16 protein-coding genes are annotated in these 15,850 nt (G+C 64.2%); 9 read left to right on the forward strand and 7 right to left on the reverse strand.

The annotated features are described in order from the left end of the window. Positions 1 to 54 precede the first annotated feature (54 nt). Entirely contained in the window at positions 55 to 183 is a 129-nt protein-coding gene (locus ACYG9Z_RS18980; RefSeq protein WP_023715625.1) for a hypothetical protein, read from the reverse strand. A gap of 47 nt (positions 184 to 230) precedes the next feature. Continuing rightward, entirely contained in the window at positions 231 to 548 is a 318-nt protein-coding gene (locus ACYG9Z_RS18985) for a hypothetical protein (protein ID WP_023715626.1), read from the reverse strand. Positions 549 to 606: 58 nt separating this feature from the next. On the opposite strand from ACYG9Z_RS18985, the gene ACYG9Z_RS18990 reads away from it, so the two are divergent. Continuing rightward, positions 607 to 957: a hypothetical protein gene (locus ACYG9Z_RS18990; RefSeq protein WP_156931535.1), complete on the forward strand. Its 351-nt coding sequence runs from the start codon at positions 607 to 609 to the stop codon at positions 955 to 957. A gap of 1,072 nt (positions 958 to 2,029) precedes the next feature. Here ACYG9Z_RS18990 and ACYG9Z_RS18995 read toward each other — a convergent pair. After that, positions 2,030 to 2,836, reverse strand: coding sequence for an IclR family transcriptional regulator (locus ACYG9Z_RS18995; RefSeq protein ID WP_023723361.1), 807 nt, complete (start codon positions 2,834 to 2,836; stop codon positions 2,030 to 2,032). Positions 2,837 to 3,068: 232 nt separating this feature from the next. Here ACYG9Z_RS18995 and ACYG9Z_RS19000 point away from each other — a divergent pair, with 232 nt between their 5' ends. Genes ACYG9Z_RS19000 through ACYG9Z_RS19015 form a run of 4 tightly spaced genes read left to right on the forward strand, consistent with a single transcriptional unit; the run spans position 3,069 to position 7,575 of the window. Then, complete coding sequence (locus tag ACYG9Z_RS19000; RefSeq protein ID WP_031193248.1) at positions 3,069 to 4,118, forward strand: ABC transporter substrate-binding protein; 1,050 nt, start codon at positions 3,069 to 3,071, stop codon at positions 4,116 to 4,118. Between the two features lie 27 nt (positions 4,119 to 4,145). Continuing rightward, positions 4,146 to 5,645, forward strand: a complete 1,500-nt coding sequence (locus tag ACYG9Z_RS19005; protein WP_196813726.1) for a sugar ABC transporter ATP-binding protein — start codon at positions 4,146 to 4,148, stop codon at positions 5,643 to 5,645. Continuing rightward, positions 5,642 to 6,607 (forward strand): ABC transporter permease, encoded by a 966-nt coding sequence (locus ACYG9Z_RS19010; protein ID WP_023681859.1) that lies wholly within the window; start codon positions 5,642 to 5,644, stop codon positions 6,605 to 6,607. The genes ACYG9Z_RS19005 and ACYG9Z_RS19010 overlap by 4 nt, the downstream gene beginning before the upstream one ends. After that, positions 6,604 to 7,575 carry an ABC transporter permease gene (locus ACYG9Z_RS19015; protein WP_023695084.1) on the forward strand — a complete coding sequence of 324 codons (972 nt, stop codon included), beginning with the start codon at positions 6,604 to 6,606 and terminating at the stop codon, positions 7,573 to 7,575. The genes ACYG9Z_RS19010 and ACYG9Z_RS19015 overlap by 4 nt, the downstream gene beginning before the upstream one ends. Here ACYG9Z_RS19015 and ACYG9Z_RS19020 read toward each other — a convergent pair. After that, positions 7,549 to 8,490, reverse strand: coding sequence for an amidohydrolase family protein (locus ACYG9Z_RS19020; RefSeq protein ID WP_023701281.1), 942 nt, complete (start codon positions 8,488 to 8,490; stop codon positions 7,549 to 7,551). The genes ACYG9Z_RS19015 and ACYG9Z_RS19020 overlap by 27 nt on opposite strands. A gap of 71 nt (positions 8,491 to 8,561) precedes the next feature. Between ACYG9Z_RS19020 and ACYG9Z_RS19025 the strand changes: the two genes are divergently transcribed. From ACYG9Z_RS19025 to ACYG9Z_RS19040, 4 genes are read left to right on the forward strand one after another with little or no spacing between them, the layout of a single operon-like run. Beyond that, positions 8,562 to 9,887, forward strand: coding sequence for an alanine racemase (locus ACYG9Z_RS19025; RefSeq protein WP_031193247.1), 1,326 nt, complete (start codon positions 8,562 to 8,564; stop codon positions 9,885 to 9,887). A 38-nt stretch (positions 9,888 to 9,925) separates the two neighbouring features. Continuing rightward, the gene (locus ACYG9Z_RS19030) at positions 9,926 to 10,270 is read left to right on the forward strand and encodes a RidA family protein (protein ID WP_023670576.1); all 345 of its coding nucleotides are present in this window, start codon (positions 9,926 to 9,928) and stop codon (positions 10,268 to 10,270) included. Positions 10,271 to 10,272: 2 nt separating this feature from the next. Next, positions 10,273 to 11,283 (forward strand): succinylglutamate desuccinylase/aspartoacylase family protein, encoded by a 1,011-nt coding sequence (locus tag ACYG9Z_RS19035; protein WP_023751985.1) that lies wholly within the window; start codon positions 10,273 to 10,275, stop codon positions 11,281 to 11,283. Between the two features lie 20 nt (positions 11,284 to 11,303). Then, complete coding sequence (locus ACYG9Z_RS19040; RefSeq protein ID WP_031198356.1) at positions 11,304 to 12,485, forward strand: hypothetical protein; 1,182 nt, start codon at positions 11,304 to 11,306, stop codon at positions 12,483 to 12,485. Positions 12,486 to 12,559: 74 nt separating this feature from the next. On the opposite strand, the gene ACYG9Z_RS19045 is transcribed toward ACYG9Z_RS19040, so the two are convergent. The 3 genes from ACYG9Z_RS19045 to ACYG9Z_RS19055 are packed head-to-tail and all read right to left on the reverse strand — an operon-like array spanning position 12,560 to position 15,724. After that, positions 12,560 to 13,411, reverse strand: a complete 852-nt coding sequence (locus ACYG9Z_RS19045) for a TIGR01459 family HAD-type hydrolase (RefSeq protein WP_023751986.1) — start codon at positions 13,409 to 13,411, stop codon at positions 12,560 to 12,562. Then, complete coding sequence (locus ACYG9Z_RS19050) at positions 13,408 to 14,697, reverse strand: FGGY-family carbohydrate kinase (protein WP_031244093.1); 1,290 nt, start codon at positions 14,695 to 14,697, stop codon at positions 13,408 to 13,410. Before ACYG9Z_RS19050 ends, ACYG9Z_RS19045 begins: the two co-directional genes overlap by 4 nt. Beyond that, positions 14,681 to 15,724, reverse strand: coding sequence for a class II aldolase/adducin family protein (locus ACYG9Z_RS19055; protein WP_023751988.1), 1,044 nt, complete (start codon positions 15,722 to 15,724; stop codon positions 14,681 to 14,683). Before ACYG9Z_RS19055 ends, ACYG9Z_RS19050 begins: the two co-directional genes overlap by 17 nt. Between the last annotated feature and the right edge of the window lie 126 nt (positions 15,725 to 15,850).

Here is a 15,850-nt window from a genome sequence, read left to right on the forward strand (position 1 = left end):
GAGCCCGAACTTGGCTCGATGTGAAATGTTCCCGCTTCCAACGAGCATCCGGCCTCAACCCTTGGCGACCGAACGGGGTTCGGCCATGCCGCAATGCTGCTCGGTCGGGGTGCCGGCCGGCGTGGCATGCGCGGCTGCAACCTGCTTTTCCAGCCGCTGATCGCCTGTTGCCCACGGCCACATCCTTGAACGCGTCCAAGGGCAGAGGTTTGGCGCAAGCGCAGGATCTGCTATCGCGCCAGCATCGCGGCGACAACGAACACGACGGCGGCAACGACGACAAGCGCGACAATGGCCAGCACCGGGCCGTTTTTACTCGGGGCCGGGGCGCTCTCGTCGTCCGGCCGCCGCATCGCATTGGCGAAGCTTGCTTGATTAGCGAAAGCCGGCGTGCCCGTCGCTGCGGGAACCGGCACGGCGCCGGTGTCTGCCGCTTCGGCATCGGTTTCCATAGGCGCCGCCGCCGGGTCGAATCCCGGCGTCTTGTCCTCTGTCGCCCCAGACTGAATATCGCCTCTGTCTTCGGCCGGGTTACGTTCGACGTTCATGATGATGCTCCTGAGCTGGCCCGGGCTTCCCCAACCGCGAGCGGATCAGGATGTTCCATTGGGCGGAATCGCCGACAACGAGGAGCAAATTTCAGATAGCCTTCAAACAGATGTCCCTGGTGGCAACGCGGGCCTTGCAACCGGTCAGCACCGGATTGGTGGTCTCGTTGTAGTCGGCCATGGTCGGCAACGCGGCAGATTCGGCAAAGTTCCAGTCTGGCTGCCCGCTTACGCACACCGCCGCTCGTTGACCTTGAGCTGGCTCGTTCCAGCCACTCCAACCCAAATTGCCAGTCCGGCTCCCGGCGGCGCGCTGTTTGTATTCCGTGGGAACATCAACAGCGCCAGCGAGTTCGGTATGTGCAGCGAGTTCCCTGTTCGCCGCATGGCCAACGTCCGGAACTCTTGACCGTCTCGCGTCTTCGCTCCTGGAGCGCGGGCCACTCCTCTTAGCCCAAGGTTGCGATCATGAGCAGAAACATTCCGGAAAAGCGGGCCAGGCAGGGTGGCTTGGGGCGACCGGTCCTTGGCGTGCTCTTGGCAGGCCTTGTCTTGGCGCTCATTGCCTGGGGGATCGCTGAAATCTATGGCGAGCAGGCTAAGACACCGGCGACACAGCAAAACAGCCGGGTTCCATCGCCAGATACTTACAGCCCAAATCCTGGCCAAACGGACCCTGCAAACTCCAAGGCCGATGATGTGAATGGCGAACCGGTGGACCGAAATCCCAAGCTCGACAAGGATCCCACGCCGCGATCAAGCACTGGCGGGGATCAGCCAGGAACGCCGCCAGCTCAACCTGCTTCGCCATAGCGTTCGCACTAGTTGATAAACACAATTCAAACAGATGCGGAAATGTGGAGCGGCGATTTCAGCCAATTTCAAGAGCCGGGTCTGTCAATAATCGCCGGCGCTCTCTGATAGCTGGGGAGCCACAAAACCTCCGCTGATTCTTACCGCTTGCTGGATGGCACTGGCGGCTCCAGACCGACTGCGCGCTGTGTCACGCCGGCAGACCTTTGCACCTCTGGGCGCTTTTGAAGTTGCAAGTCGATGGAATCGGGCAAGCTGGGTGTAGATGATGCAGTCGTCATCTTATCGAGGTCCGGCAGCAACACCATCTTTGCGTAGCGTGGAGGAACCAGATGGCCTCCGAAAACAGCGAATATCCCGCACACGAATAAAGCGAGAAGCAGGGCCGTAAGCACATCTGTGAAAATCTCGACAAATCTCATGTGCTCGCTCCGCGCGTAAGGATTCGCCGCGCTCTCGACAGTAAGAGCGGCGGGATCCTCAACCGGCGATGAAGGGACTTTGATCGACGGTCTTCTCCTAATGTGGCTTCCGGTTGCGTGTTCCCTGGTTCGGACCTTATCCACCGACTATGGGACTAAGGTCCGGAACCTAAATGGAACCAATGGGGAAGAGCGGAATCCATGTGCCTTTAAGAGGCTTCAACCTGAGGGCACGACGGCTGATCGTCAGCCTCCCGCCAGAGACAGTCCACGGGCGCGCTCGCGCAGCAACGCAAGCAGTTCGTCGCGCCGTGGCTCCGGCGTGTCGACGGGTAACACCAAACACAAGGTCCTTTTGATGGCGCCGTGGCCGTCACGGATGGGGGCCGCCATGCACCAGGTGAAACGGTCGGCCAAGGCTGTGGTCTCGCTGAAACCCTGCCGGTGGGCCAAGGCAACATCGGCAAAGAATTCGGCTGGTGCAATGATGCGGCCGTCGGGAAGCCTGTAGTCGCCAGATGGGATGAAATCCCTCAACTCTTGCTCGTTCATATGGCCGAGGAGCAGCCGTCCGGATGCCGTCCATGGGATCGGCACCTCAACCCCGACATCGCTTGAGATCCGGAACGGGCCCGGCGAATCTCGGCAGTCAAGAACGACGTATTTGTTGCCACGCAGGCCGCATAGCTGGACCGTCTCGCCTGTCTCGGCGGCCAACTTATCCAAGGTCTCGATGATGCGACGGTAATGGGCATTGTGATGTGAGTAGGCCCAGCCGAACAGATGCATGGCGCGTCCGAAATAGACGTAACCTTCACCGCCGACGTTTTCGAGCATTTCGGCGTCGAGCAGGCTGTTGACGATCTCGTAGGTGGTCGAACGCGGCGCGCCGATCATTTTGGCGATGTCGCCGACGCGCATTGGCGCGCGGTGCCGCAGCAACGCCTCGAGCAGCATGATGACGCGGTCAATGCCGCGTCGTCGTTCGCCGTTGCGCGGCTCCGCGCCGGCTTCCTTCCCGATCGCATCGTTAGTGCCGTCGCTCATGACCATCCGCCAAAATCATTTCGGTTCTCGTCTCAAGGCGCTTGAAAGATGTCAAGGCTCGGTCTAGCATCCAATTTGTCCGATATACAGACACATTGTCTGAAATACCAGACAAACTAACGAGCCTGACGCAGACAAATCCCGAGAGGACACACGGTTTCCAAGACCCGGCGATCGACGGGTTTCCTCGCCCTTGTTCTGCACGTCGAGGCCACAACCTCTGAAGGGAACAGTCATCATGAAATCACCGTTTTTCGCATCCGCCAGCGCGCTTTGCCTCGGTCTCGTGCTGAGCTTTGGCGTCGCCTCGCAGGCCAATGCCGCCGCCAACTGCATCAAGGGCGACCGCAAGGCGCCGTACACGATCGGCTGGGCCAACATCTATTCCGTGCCGACCTGGATGAAGCAGACCCAAGGCACGATCGAAGCCGAAGTCGAGACCCTGAAGAGGCAGGGACTGGTCGACAAGCTCGTCGTCACCGACGCTCAGGGCGATGCCAACGTCCAGATCCAGCAGATTCAGTCGATGATCGATTCCGATGTCGACGCCATCATCCTGATCGCCGGTTCGTCGACCGCACCGGCACGCGTTCTGGCCGACGCCTGCGCCAAGGGCATCGCCATCATCAACTTCGACAGCCTCGTCGACACCGACAAGGTCACCGCCAAGGTCAACACCGATTCTTCGCAATGGGGCGACCAGGCCGCCAAGTTCCTGATCGACGCCATCGGCGGCAAGGGCAAGATCCTGATCCTCAATGGCCCCGCCGGGGTTTCGGTCAGCGATGACAGGCGCAAAGGCGCCGACGCTGAGCTCAAGGCCCATCCCGACGTGACGGTGCTTGCCGAGACCAACACGCCCTACAACGTCGCGCCGGCACAGGAAGCCGTCACCAGCCTCCTCTTCGCCAACCCCGAGATCGACGGCATCCTGTCGCTCGGCGGCGCTCTGTCGGCAGGCGCCGTGCTGGCCCTCGACAAGCAGGGCCGTGAACAGGTGCCGATCACCGGTGAGAACGCCCGGCAGTTTTTGGAACTCTGGAAAGAAAAGGGCTTGAAGAGCTGGGCGACGATGCAGCCGAACTGGCTCGGCGCCTTCGCCACCTACACTGCCGTCCAGGCGCTGGAAGGCAAGGATGTGCCGGCTTTCGTCAAGATTCCGCTGCCGGTAATCGACAATTCCAACATCGACGAATACCTCGCCCGGGCCAAGGACTTCCCGGCTGACGGCTACATCTTTTCTCCTTACGATGAGGAGCTGTTCAAGAAGCTGCTGGCTCAGAAATAAGCCTGAAGGGTTGTAGCGTTGACAACCATGGCTCCGCTGCTCGCGGCGCGGGGTGTGTCGAAGTCTTTCTTCGGCAACCCCGTCCTGCGCGACGTTTCAATCGCTCTCCAGCCGGGCCGCGTGCATGCGATGCTCGGCGAGAACGGCGCCGGAAAGTCGACCTTGATCAACCTTTTGTCCGGCGCCTTGAGACCGGATGGCGGGACGATCGAGGTCGATGGACGCGCGGTCTCACGCATGACGCCGGCTGTTGCGCGGCAGGCCGGCATCGCCGTCGTCCAGCAGGAACTCAGCCTGACGGCCAGTCTTTCCATCGCCGAAAATATTGGTCTCGGCGCCTATCCCAAACGGTTCGGCCTGATTGACTACCGCGAACTCGCTGCGCGGGCGAGGACCGCATGCGAACTTGTCGGGCTGCACGAGCCGCTGTCGACGCCGGTCGGGCATCTGTCGCTCGGCCGCCGCCAAATGGTGGAGATCGCCAAGGCGCTCTACCGCCGGCCGCGCGTGCTCATTCTCGACGAACCGACATCGTCGCTATCGGCAACCGAAACCAAAATCCTCACCGATCTGCTGCAGCGGTTGCGCGGCGAAGGCATCGCCATTCTCTACATCTCGCACCGACTGAACGAAGTCATGGCGCTATGCCAGCACGTCACCGTGCTGAAGGACGGCACCTGCACGGCCGACCGCACCCTGGAAGGCACCGACGCCGCCGGGTTGGTTCGGCTGATGGTCGGCCGCGATCCCGGTGATCTTTTTCCGCAATGGCAGCCTTCCAGTTTGCCTGCCGACGCTATCTCCGTCCGAAATCTTTCGGCCGGCCTGATGCGCGACGTCGATCTAGATATCAAAACGGGCGAAGTGCTTGGCATTGGCGGTCTGGTCGGGCAAGGGCAGGAAGATCTGCTGCTCGGTCTCTACGGCGCCATTCCGGCACGGACGGCGTCGGCGACCGTCAACGGCGCCTCCGGCCTGCCCGGCGGCGTGCCGAAAGCCAACGCGCTGGGGTTGGCCTATGTGCCCGCGGATCGGAAGCGCGAGGGCCTGCACCTGATCCATCCCATCATCACCAACATGATGCTGCCCGCCTTTGCCAGGCTGCCGGCGCTGAAGCTGCGCAGCCGCCGCGCAGAGCGCGAGACGGCCAAAAGCCTTGCCGTCCAACTCGGCATCAAGGGTCACCTCGGGCGGGCGGCGCAGGCTCTATCGGGCGGCAACCAGCAGAAGGTGGCGCTGGCGAAATGGATGCCGCACGACCCGCTGGTGCTTCTGCTCAACGATCCGACGCGCGGCGTCGACGTCGAAACAAAACGTGAGATCTACATGATGCTTCGCAATTTCGCCGCCGCCGGCAAGGCGGTCGTGCTGCTCAGTTCCGACACGCCCGAACTCGTGCACCTTTGCGACCGTGTAGCCATCGTCCGCGAAGGCCGCATCGTCGCCATGCTGGCGCGTGGAGCGCTGAGCGAGGAAGCCATCGTCTCCGCGGCGATGGGCGCCGAACAGCGGAAGGTTGCGGCATGAACGGATCTTCCTCCGCCCGGCAGACCGATGCGCTCTACTGGCCGGTGCAGATGCGTCGCAATGTCGGCGTGCGCAGCCTGTTTGCCGTCGTCCTGGTGTTTCTCATCGCCTATGGCGTCCTCTTTCCGGGCCTGTTCACGGCGTCCGGCTTCGCCAAATTCACGCAGAGCTGGTTTCCATTGGCGCTGGTCGCCATGGCGCAGGCGATCCTGATGCTCACCGGCGGCATCAGCCTAGCCATCGGCGCGACGGTCAGCTTGGGCGCGGTCATCGCCGCGACGACGATGGCCGGGCCGCTGGGCGTCGCCGGGGGCACTGCCGCAGTGGCGCTGACGGGCCTCGGCATCGGGGCGGCGACCGGCTTCATCGTGGTACGGCTTCGGCTGCCGGCCATCGTGGTGACGCTTGCCGGGTCGTTCATCATCGGCGGCGCCGCACTGCTGATCCTGCCGCGGCCCGGCGGCGCAATCCCGGCGTGGCTGTCCGACCTGCTTGCCGGCAACACACCGGCGGCATTCGTGCTGCTGGTGGTCATCATTCTCCTGTGGAAGCTCTATCTCGCCACGCCGCTTGGCTTGAGCCTCTATGCCGCCGGCGAGAATCCGGTCGGCGCCTATCGCTCCGGCGTGCCGGTCGACGGCGCGCGCATTGCGGCCTATGCGATCAGCGGTCTGCTCTCCACTGGCGCCGGCTTGTTCGTCGCCGCACAGACCGGTTCGGGCGACCCGGTCATCGGCGCCGCCTTTACCCTGAACTCGATTGCCGCTGCGGTGCTCGGCGGCATCGGCTTCCTCGGCGGCCAGGGCACGATGCGCGGCGCGCTTGCCGGCAGCCTGCTGCTCAGCCTGATGATCAGCGTCATGTTCTTCCTCGGCTTCACGCCGGTCGCACAATATGTGGCCCAGGGCCTGATCATCATCGGCGCGGTCGCCATCCCGCAATCCCGCAAGGCACAGCAATGACAGCATGGAATGACAGCGCGGGCGGCAAACGCGCCCTGACGGTCCTGCGCAGCCGGCCGTTTCTCACCGTTGCCATCGTTGCCGCGGTCTGGATCGTGGCGAGCTTCGTTTCGCGCGGCTTCGGCGCTTATGGCCATCTGCGCTATCTGGTGGAGCTCGGCGCCGTCATCGGCCTGGTTGCCGCGGGCCAGACTTTTGTGGTGATCGCCGGCGGCATCGACCTTTCCGTCGCGGCCATCGTCACGGTCAGCGCCGTCAGCCTGCCGCTGCTGTCGTGGCAGGTGGATCCGACCGGCATCACCGCCATTCTTGCCGTTCTGGTGCTGACCACGGCAATCGGCCTGGTCAACGGGCTCGGCGTCGCTTTGCTGCGCGTCCACCCGATGATCATGACATTGGCCATGGCGACATTCTTGCAGGGTCTGTTGATCATCATCGCCGGCGGCAGCGCCGTGACCGCCGAGAACCCGCTGGTCCACTGGCTCGGCAATGGCCGGCCGGCCGGCATTCCCGCTGGCGTATTGTTGTGGGTGGTCGTGTCGGCGATCGTGCTGACCACGATGCATGCGACATCGCTCGGCGCCCGCATCTTCGCCATGGGCGCGAACCCACTTGCCGCGGCATTGTCCGGTGTTCCGGTCACGTCCACGACGCTTGCGGTCTACGGCATCAGCGGCTTCTGCTCGGGACTTGCCGGCGTGCTCGTGTTGGGCATGAACGGACAGGGCTATGTCGGCATCGGCGATCCCTATCTGCTCGCCTCGATTGCCGCTGTGGTCCTCGGAGGCACCTCGATCCTCGGCGGGCTTGGCACCTATGCCGGCACCATCCCCGGCGCCATCCTGCTGGTCACCATCACCGCGCTGATCACCGTCGTCAACGCATCGCCCGGCTGGCGCAGCATCCTGTTCGGCTCGCTGATCCTCGGCCTGCTGCTGCTCTCAGGCCGGGAGCAGGCGCGCCGATGACACATCGTCGAGCCGATAGATGCGCCTTGCGTTGCCGAAGAACAGCGCCGTCTGCTCGTCGGCGGAAAAGTCCGCTGTGATGGTTTTGAAGCCGTCATATATGTCATCGAACGAGGCATGCAGGCCGGCGACCGGAAAGTCGCTGCCGAACATGGCGCGACCGGTGCCGAAACAATCGATGCAATGCAGGACGACGGGCTTCAGGCTGTCGAGCGTCCAGTCATGATCGTAGGCGACCAGATCCGATATTTTGATGGCGACGTTGTCGCATTGCGACAGAAGCCGCAGCCCGTCGCGCCATCTCTGCATGCCGTCGGCGTCGCGGTCGATCGGACTGCCGCAATGGTTGAGCACGAATTGCTGATCGGGGAAGGCAGCCGCAAGGCGAGCCGCGCCGGCGAGCTGGCGCGGAAACACCATCAGGTCGAAGGCCAGCCGATGCTGGCCAAGCAAGGCAAGCCCGGCGCGCCAGGCCGGATCGTCCATGATGCCGTCACGGGCCGCAAAACGGCGGGCAGGGTCGGGATCCCAGCTCAATATGTCGCGCACGCCGGCGACACGCTCGAACGCGGCTTGCGCTTCGATCAGCGCAGGCGCCTGGCGATCGGCGAGCGGCACGTGAACGACATAGCGGGCGGCGACGCCGCGCGATTTGTCGAGTGCTTCAAGCCAGCGCGTTTCTCCGATGCAGTCGCCACTCGCCCAGCCGGCTTCGACATGGAGGGTGGCGACGACATTATGCCCTATGGCATCGCGCGCATAATCCCCGGGCAGATAGTTCCGCCGCAAGGGGCCAAGCTCGCCCAGGCCGCCGCGCTCGCCGGCCGTGGCGCCGAGCCAGGGATGCCGTCCCAGGCTGAGATCCCAAAGATGATGATGGGCGTCGATGATCGGTCCGGCGTAAGGTTCTGGCACGTATCTCTCTCAGGCTGTGACCGGCGATCGATTCTGGCTTCGTTCTGCGACGGTGAAAGGGTTAGCATCGGATGACTGAAAACTCACCGGTTCCAGCCCTTTCGGTGCACGAAAATTTTCAGCTCGACGACCGCATCCGCGGCGTGCCTCCCGGCACAACCGGGCTTGACAGCAGCCTTGTCGCGGCCGAGCACTGGCATCCCGCCGATGGACGCATGGCGCTTCCGGTGCTGACCCTCGACGAGGCGGCCTTCTCCGTCAATCGCGACCTGTTCCTGCGCTATGCGCGCGAACACAATGTTGAGATCGCTCCGCATGCCAAGACGCCGATGGCGCCCGACCTTGCCCGGTCGCTGGTCGAGGCCGGCGCATGGGGCACGACGGTCGCCGACATCAGGCAAGCGACAGTGATGCTGAAGGCCGGCTTGACACGGCTGATCATCGCCAATGAGGTTGGCGGAGCCGGCGGCGCCAACCGGCTGGCGGTGCTTGCTGGTGCCTGGCCGGATGCCGAGCTCTATGTCTTTGCCGACTCGGTCGACGCCGTGAATGCGCTTGCCGAGGCCTGGCGCGCCAATGCGGCGCTGCCGCCGCTGCGCGTGCTGGTCGAACTTGGTGCGGGCAGGGCGGGCGCCCGCACCACCGCGCAAGCCGAGGCTATCGCCGATGCGATCACGGCTGCCGGCGGGCGGCTGCTGATCGCCGGCGTTACGACCTATGAAGGGGCGGCGGCGCAACCCGAGCCCGGTCGCACCGATGAGGTGATATCCCGCCTGCTGGCAATGACCGCCGACATGTTCCTGCGGCTGCGTGCCCGCGTCGGCGGCGACGCACCGCTGATCGTCACAGCCGGCGGCTCCGCCTTCTTCGACAGAGTGGTTGAAGCACTTTCGCCGGAGGTTTTCAGCGACGGCAACGCAACGCTGGTGCTGCGCAGCGGCGCCATCTTCTTCCACGACCACGGCACCTATGACCGTTCGCTCGGCGCCCTCGATGCCCGCAAGGGTTTTGCCATAGGCGGCATCAGCGCTTCGGCGCGGCATTCCTTTCGCCCTGCGCTACGCCTGTGGGCCGAAGTGCTGTCGCGGCCTGAGCCCGGCCTCGTCATCTGCGGCATGGGGATGCGCGACGTGTCGTTCGACCAGGGATTTCCAACGCTGCTCACGGTCTTCCGCGCCGGGAAGCCGCTGCCGATGCCAGCGGCGCGCGCCGAGGTGGTCAAGCTCAACGACCAGCATGCCTTCCTGTCGATTGCGCCGAGCGACGACATCGCCGTCGGCGACGTCATCGAATTCGGCATCTCGCACCCCTGCACCTGCCTCGACCGTTATCGTGTGATCTTCGGGGTCGACGCGACCGGCCACGTCCGCCACGCTTTCCCCACCTGGTTCGGCTGACCAGATCCCCGAAAAAGAGAACCTCGAAAGGATCCGATATGATCAAGTATTTTCAGTCCGGCTCGCGCATGTCGCAGGCAGTCGTCTATGGCGGCCTCGTTCACATAGCCGGCCAGGTGGCCAACGATCGCAAGGCCGGCATCGAAGGCCAGACCAGCGACGTGCTTGCCAAAGTCGAGGCGCTGCTGGTCGAGGCCGGCAGCAGCAAGTCGAAGTTGGTGGCGGTCAACATCTTCCTGCCGCAGATCGGTGATTTCGAGGCCATGAACAGCATCTACGATGCCTGGATCGATCCTGCCCGCCTGCCGGCGCGGGCCTGCGTCGAGGCGCGGCTTGCCGACCCTGATCTGCGCATCGAAATCACCGCGGTCGCGGCGGTCTGACCATGCACACCGGCCTCGCCCACACGCTCGATTTCGACCGCGACGGCAAGACGCTCAGCCATCTAAGCATTCCGTTCTCGATCGATCGCTCGCCCTACTTTCAGGTCAAGGTGCCGATCTGCCTCATCCGCAATGGCGACGGCCCGTCACTGCTTTTGATGGCCGGCAATCACGGCGACGAATATGAGGGCGAGCTGTCGCTGGCAAAACTGGCGCGCCGGCTCGATCCGAAGCGGATCAAGGGCCGCATCACCATCATGCCGATGGCCAACGCCCCTGCGGTGATGGCCGCCAAGCGCTGCTCGCAGCTCGACGGCGGCAATCTCAACCGGGCCTTTCCCGGCGATCCCTCGGGAACGCCGACAAGCCGGCTCGCCAATTTCCTTGAGACGGAGCTGTTCCCCCGTCACGACGTCGTCTTCGATATCCATTCGGGCGGCACGTCGATGGAGCATCTGCCGACCGCGCTGGTTGAACGCAACGCCGATCCCGAGCGCCACCGGCGTGGCGTCGAGCTGATGCGCATGCTCGGCATGCCCTACGGCTTTATCGCTGACAACGGCCAGGCCTCGCCAACCTCGATGGGCGCAGCGCGCCGCGCCGGCGCCATCGGCGTCAGCGGCGAGTTCGGCGGCGGTGGCACCGCAACGGTCGATTCGATGGCGATCACGGCCCGCGCACTCGACCGTCTGATGATAGCAATGGGTGTGGTCGGCGCGCCGGTCCTTGGCGCAGGCGAAAAGCCTTCGGCGCCGACAAGGCTGCTGTCCCTGTCCAGGCACAGCCAGGGCCTCTATGCCACCCGCCGCGGCTGGTTCGAGCCCGCCGCCAGGCTCGGCGACAGTGTCACTTCAGGACAATTGGCCGGCTGGTACCACGATCTCGAGCGGCTCGATGTTGCCGAGGAGGCCCTGCATTTCGCCGAAAGCGGCTTGGTGCTGTCGCGCCGGCTGCACACGATGTGTGAGGCGGGCGACTGCCTAATGCAGGTCGCAGAGCCGGTCGACGGCTGAGCCAAAGGCAGAGATATTCCATGCAGCAACTGTCCATGTGGACCTATCCCTGGGACATCCAGGATCTCGGCCTGGAGACGGTCGAACGTGATCTTGTCGAGCGCGCCGGGCTCAACATGATCAGCCTGGCGACATCCTATCATGCCGGGCGCTTCCTGCAGCCGCGCAGTCCGCGCCGCAAGGCCTATTTCCCTGAGGACGGCACCATCTATTTCAAGCCGACCGCTGCGCGCTGGGGAAGTCTAGCCGTCCAACCCAAGGTGGCTGACGTGATCACCGAGGGCGGCGACGTGCTCGGTCAGCTCATCCGCCGTCGCGACGCGGGCGGGCTAGGCGTTTCGTGCTGGACGGTCTGCCTGCACAACACCCGCCTGGGCATGCTGCATCCGCAGGCCGTCACCCGCAACGCCTTCGGCGACGCCAACTACTACAATCTCTGCCCGTCCCATCCCGATGCGCGCGCCTATGTCCGCGCGCTGATCGCCGACATCTCGCACAGCTATCGGCCGGACCGGATAGAACTTGAAAGCCCGTCCTTCATGGGCTTTGCCCATGAATACCATCACGAGAAGGACGGTGTCGGGCTGACGCCGGAAGACGATTTTCTTTTGTCTCTGTGCTTCTGTCCGTCCTGCGTCGCCCGTGCGGCAAAAGCCGGCATCGATGCCGAGGCGGCGCGTAAGCTCACCAGGCAATGGATCGTCGAGACCTGCGAGCGTGCGGTGCCTGAGCGGCGCTTTCCCGATTTCCCCGCCTGCGGCCTCGACGCCTTTGCGCCGTGGCCGGAGCTCCATGCCTATCTCTTGTGGCGATTCGAGCCAGTGACCAGCCTGGTCGCCGAACTGCGCGAGGTAGCCGATCCCACGACGCGGGTCGTCATTATCGATCTGAAAGACGGCTGGCTTGGCGGTTGCGATCTGGCAGCGCTGGGCAAGGTGTGCGACGGGGCGATCCTGTGCGCCTACGACATGCAGGCCGGCGATGTCGCCAGCCTGATGGCGGCCGGCCGTGCGGCACTGGGCGCGGACAAATTCCTCGGCGCCGGCTACCGGCTGTTCTATCCGGAAATGGCCCGCCCCGACATCCTCGCGGCCAAGGTGAAGCCGGCGCTGGCGCCCGGTGTGGACGGCGTCAATTTCTACAATTACGGCCTCATTCCAGCCGCGCGGCTCGACTGGATCCGTGCTGTTCGGCAGTCTTGAGCCAGCCGGCCAATGCTCGTGGCCACGAGGCGTTGAGGCCGGATTCGGGCGCGAGCGCTGCCGGGTTAATCAAATCAGCGAAACCTGAAGCCATCCATGGTGTAATCCGGGTAGGCGTCCATCGTGTCGAACAGATCGAACAGGTCAGGGGTCTCCGCCAATATTCCTGACAGAACCAGCACCGTGGCCACGCCGGCAGCAAGTCCGCCGGCGATGTCGTGTTCGACACTGTCGCCGACGCAGACCACAGTGCCGCGGTCTGGATTGCCTGCCAGCGCTAGTGCGGCGCCGAATATGGCGGGGTAAGGCTTGCCGATACGCGTGACGCTACCACCGAGGTCCTCGTAGAGATCCGCCAGCCGGCCGGCGCCGAAGCGCGGCCCCACTGCCGTCAGCATGATCTTGTCAGGGTTGGTGCAGAAGCATGGCACCTGCCGCACCGCAGCCGGCGCAAGAAGTCGGCGGTAGTGCTCAAGATCATAGCGGTCGCCCTCGCTGGCCGAAATCAGCACCAGCCCGGCATCGTCACCGTCCTTGGTCAATGCGAACGGCAGACCTTCGATCGCCGAGCGGTCATCGTCGCGGCTCATCAACAGGCATTTCGTGTTTGGCAGTAGCTTTCCGGATACCGCCATGTCGTGGAAGAACTCCCACGCGACCTCGCCGGAAGAAACAAAATGGTCCCAGCTTCCCGGTTCGAAGCCGAGCTTTAGCAGCCGGCTCTCGTTAGGCCCCGCCCGCTTGCCGGAGTTCGAGATCAGCACAATGGTCTTGGCGGCGCGCTTCAGCGCCGACAGTGCTTCCACTGCCCCTGGATAGGGGCTGGTGCCGTCATGCAGCACGCCGAACTGATCGAGCAGGAAAAAATCATAGCGCTCGGCCAGCTGGTTGACGCCGTTGAGGTGTTCGACTGTTTTCGCGCTCATAGAAGCCCCGCCGCGCTTGCGCCCGTCAGCGCCAGCCGCGCCGTGCCGGCGGCGGCTTCGTCCGAAAGCGCCGGCAGGAAATCAACACCAAGTCTGCGCTGCCGGATCGCCGTCCAGGCGGCATTCGCCGCACCGCCGCCGACGCTTCTGACCGATATCAGCCGCGGCGCGCCGAGCTCTGCGAGCCTGTCATAACCGAGCGCCTCGATCGCGGCGATACCCTCCAACATCGCTTTCAGATAGTCGGCGTCCTCGACCGGTCGCGGCACAAGACGCGGCGGCAGTGCCGGATCGGCGATCGGAAAGCGTTCACCTGCAGTGGCAAGAGGATAGTAGTCGAGGCCGGTCTCGGTCATCGGGTCGATCGCCATGCTCAGCTCGACGATGCGCGCCAGAGGGAAATGTTGTGTCAGCACCTTGCCGCCGGAGTTCGATGCGCCGCCCGCCAGCCAGACATCTCCAAGCCGATGGCTGTAGATGCCAAAGCGTGGCGCCGAGATAGGCCGGTCGGACAGGATCTTGACGGTCAACGACGACCCCAGCGCGGTGACGCCGTCGCCCATTGCCGCGGCACCTGTCGCCAGGAACGAGGCGCAGCCATCGGTCGTTCCGCCGACGACGGCGATTTCGCGCGGTAAGCGGAACATATCCGCGGCATCTGCGGTGAGCTTGCCGACGACATCGCCCGGCCTGACGACACCGGGCAGCAATTCCATGCGCATTTCGGTCGCCGCAATCCAGTCCGGCCAGCAGCGGGCCGTGGCGTCGTAACCGGTTTTCAAGGCATTGTTCTCGTCGCTGACATCGAAGCGACCGGAGAATTGTCCCGCGATCCAGTCCGCCTGATGCAGCACCGCGGCAACACCGGGCGTGCGCTGGAACCAGAGCGCCTTGGCGAGACCGGACGTCGCCCCAAGTGCGGCACTGGTCGCTGGGGCTTCGCGAGCGATCGCGACCAGAATGGCGTTGTCGGCGACCGTATCGTTGTACATCAGCGGCTCGGCCAGCGGCCGCCCGGCGCCGTCGACCGGCAGCAACGTACCTGAAGTGCCGTCAACAGCGATCGACCGGACCGCTGTTCGGTCGATGCCCGAAAGCAGTTCCGCCAGCGCTGCGCCGACCGCTGACCACCACACTGCAGGGTCGCGGGCATTCCGGCCAAACAACTCGAGCGAAACGGCGGAACGCGCGGCAATGGAAAAATCTGGACGCATGGCGACCGCGCGCGCGCCGGACGTGCCGATGTCGATGCCTATGGCAAGCGGCGTGTCAGCGGCTGGCGGCATTGAGTTTCTGGCGATACTTCTCGGCGTCCCAGTTGACCAGTTCATCGTTCTCGGCGGCGGTGAGGTAGTTCAGCCGCGCTGCAATGTCGATGCGTGCCATCACGTCGGCAAGGCAGCGTTGCATGGCGTCGGCGCCGGCACTGGCGTCGCCGCGCATCAGCACGCCCAGCCCGGGAAACAGGATCGCCACGGGCTTTGCACCGCACCGCTCGATGACGCGCGGCACATCCTCACCGGGCTTTGCCACCACCGACCCCCGACCCAGAAAGATGACGTGATCGGGGTAGAGGCTGCCCCCCGACGCCATGCGGCGGCTTTCGGGATCGATGGCGACCGCGTGCGCCTCGATTTCCGCCGGCAGCCTGTAACCGGTTTTCCCGGCCAGCGCCGCCAATCCCGCAACATCCGGTTCCGCCACTTGGCGCGCCGGCCGCGCCAGAAGCAGCGTGACGCGGCGCAGCAGCACTTCGGCCTCGGCGACGGTATCGGCCGCGACGACCAGCCCGTGATTGGCAAGGATCAGCACGTCGACCCCAGCCTGAAGCCGCTCGGCAATACCCTGGGCAAGCGGCAGGCCTGGCCGGAAATAAGGAACATACGCCCATTTGAGACCATCAAGGCGTCTGGCGGCTTCCACCTCGCAATTGGCCTGTACCGCCAGCGAAATGGTTTCGACGCAATGGACATGCAGGACGACGCGCTGCGGCATCAGCGCGTGAACGGTGGTTTCAATCGAAGGGCGCAGGCGCCGGGCGTTGAGCGTCTCGATAGCGAAGATCTGCGGCTGGTCGGCGGCGCTGTCGCGCTGTTCGACAGCCCTGAGCAGCGGCGCCATCGCCACCGGCACCATGATGTCTTCGGAGAGCGCATCCTTCAGCCATGTGCCGGAAGCCTTGATCCACAGCGTGTCGCCGGCTTTCAGCGAGGTGTTGCCGCCGGCGGCCTGGGTCAGGTTTGGGCTGCGCCCGATGCTGGCCGAAAGCGCCCGCAAGGCAGCCATTTCCTGCGCATCCGCATAGGTCGCCATGGCGCATTTCCTCTATCAGCCCCGCCAGCCTCGCAGCTTCGGATACCCGTCGTGGGATGTTGATGTGTATCGCAGATGCGAGCGACTTACGTCAATAGTGATCTAATGTCATCAAAGGTTCTTGCA

This window comes from Mesorhizobium sp. RSR380A (assembly GCF_054719385.1).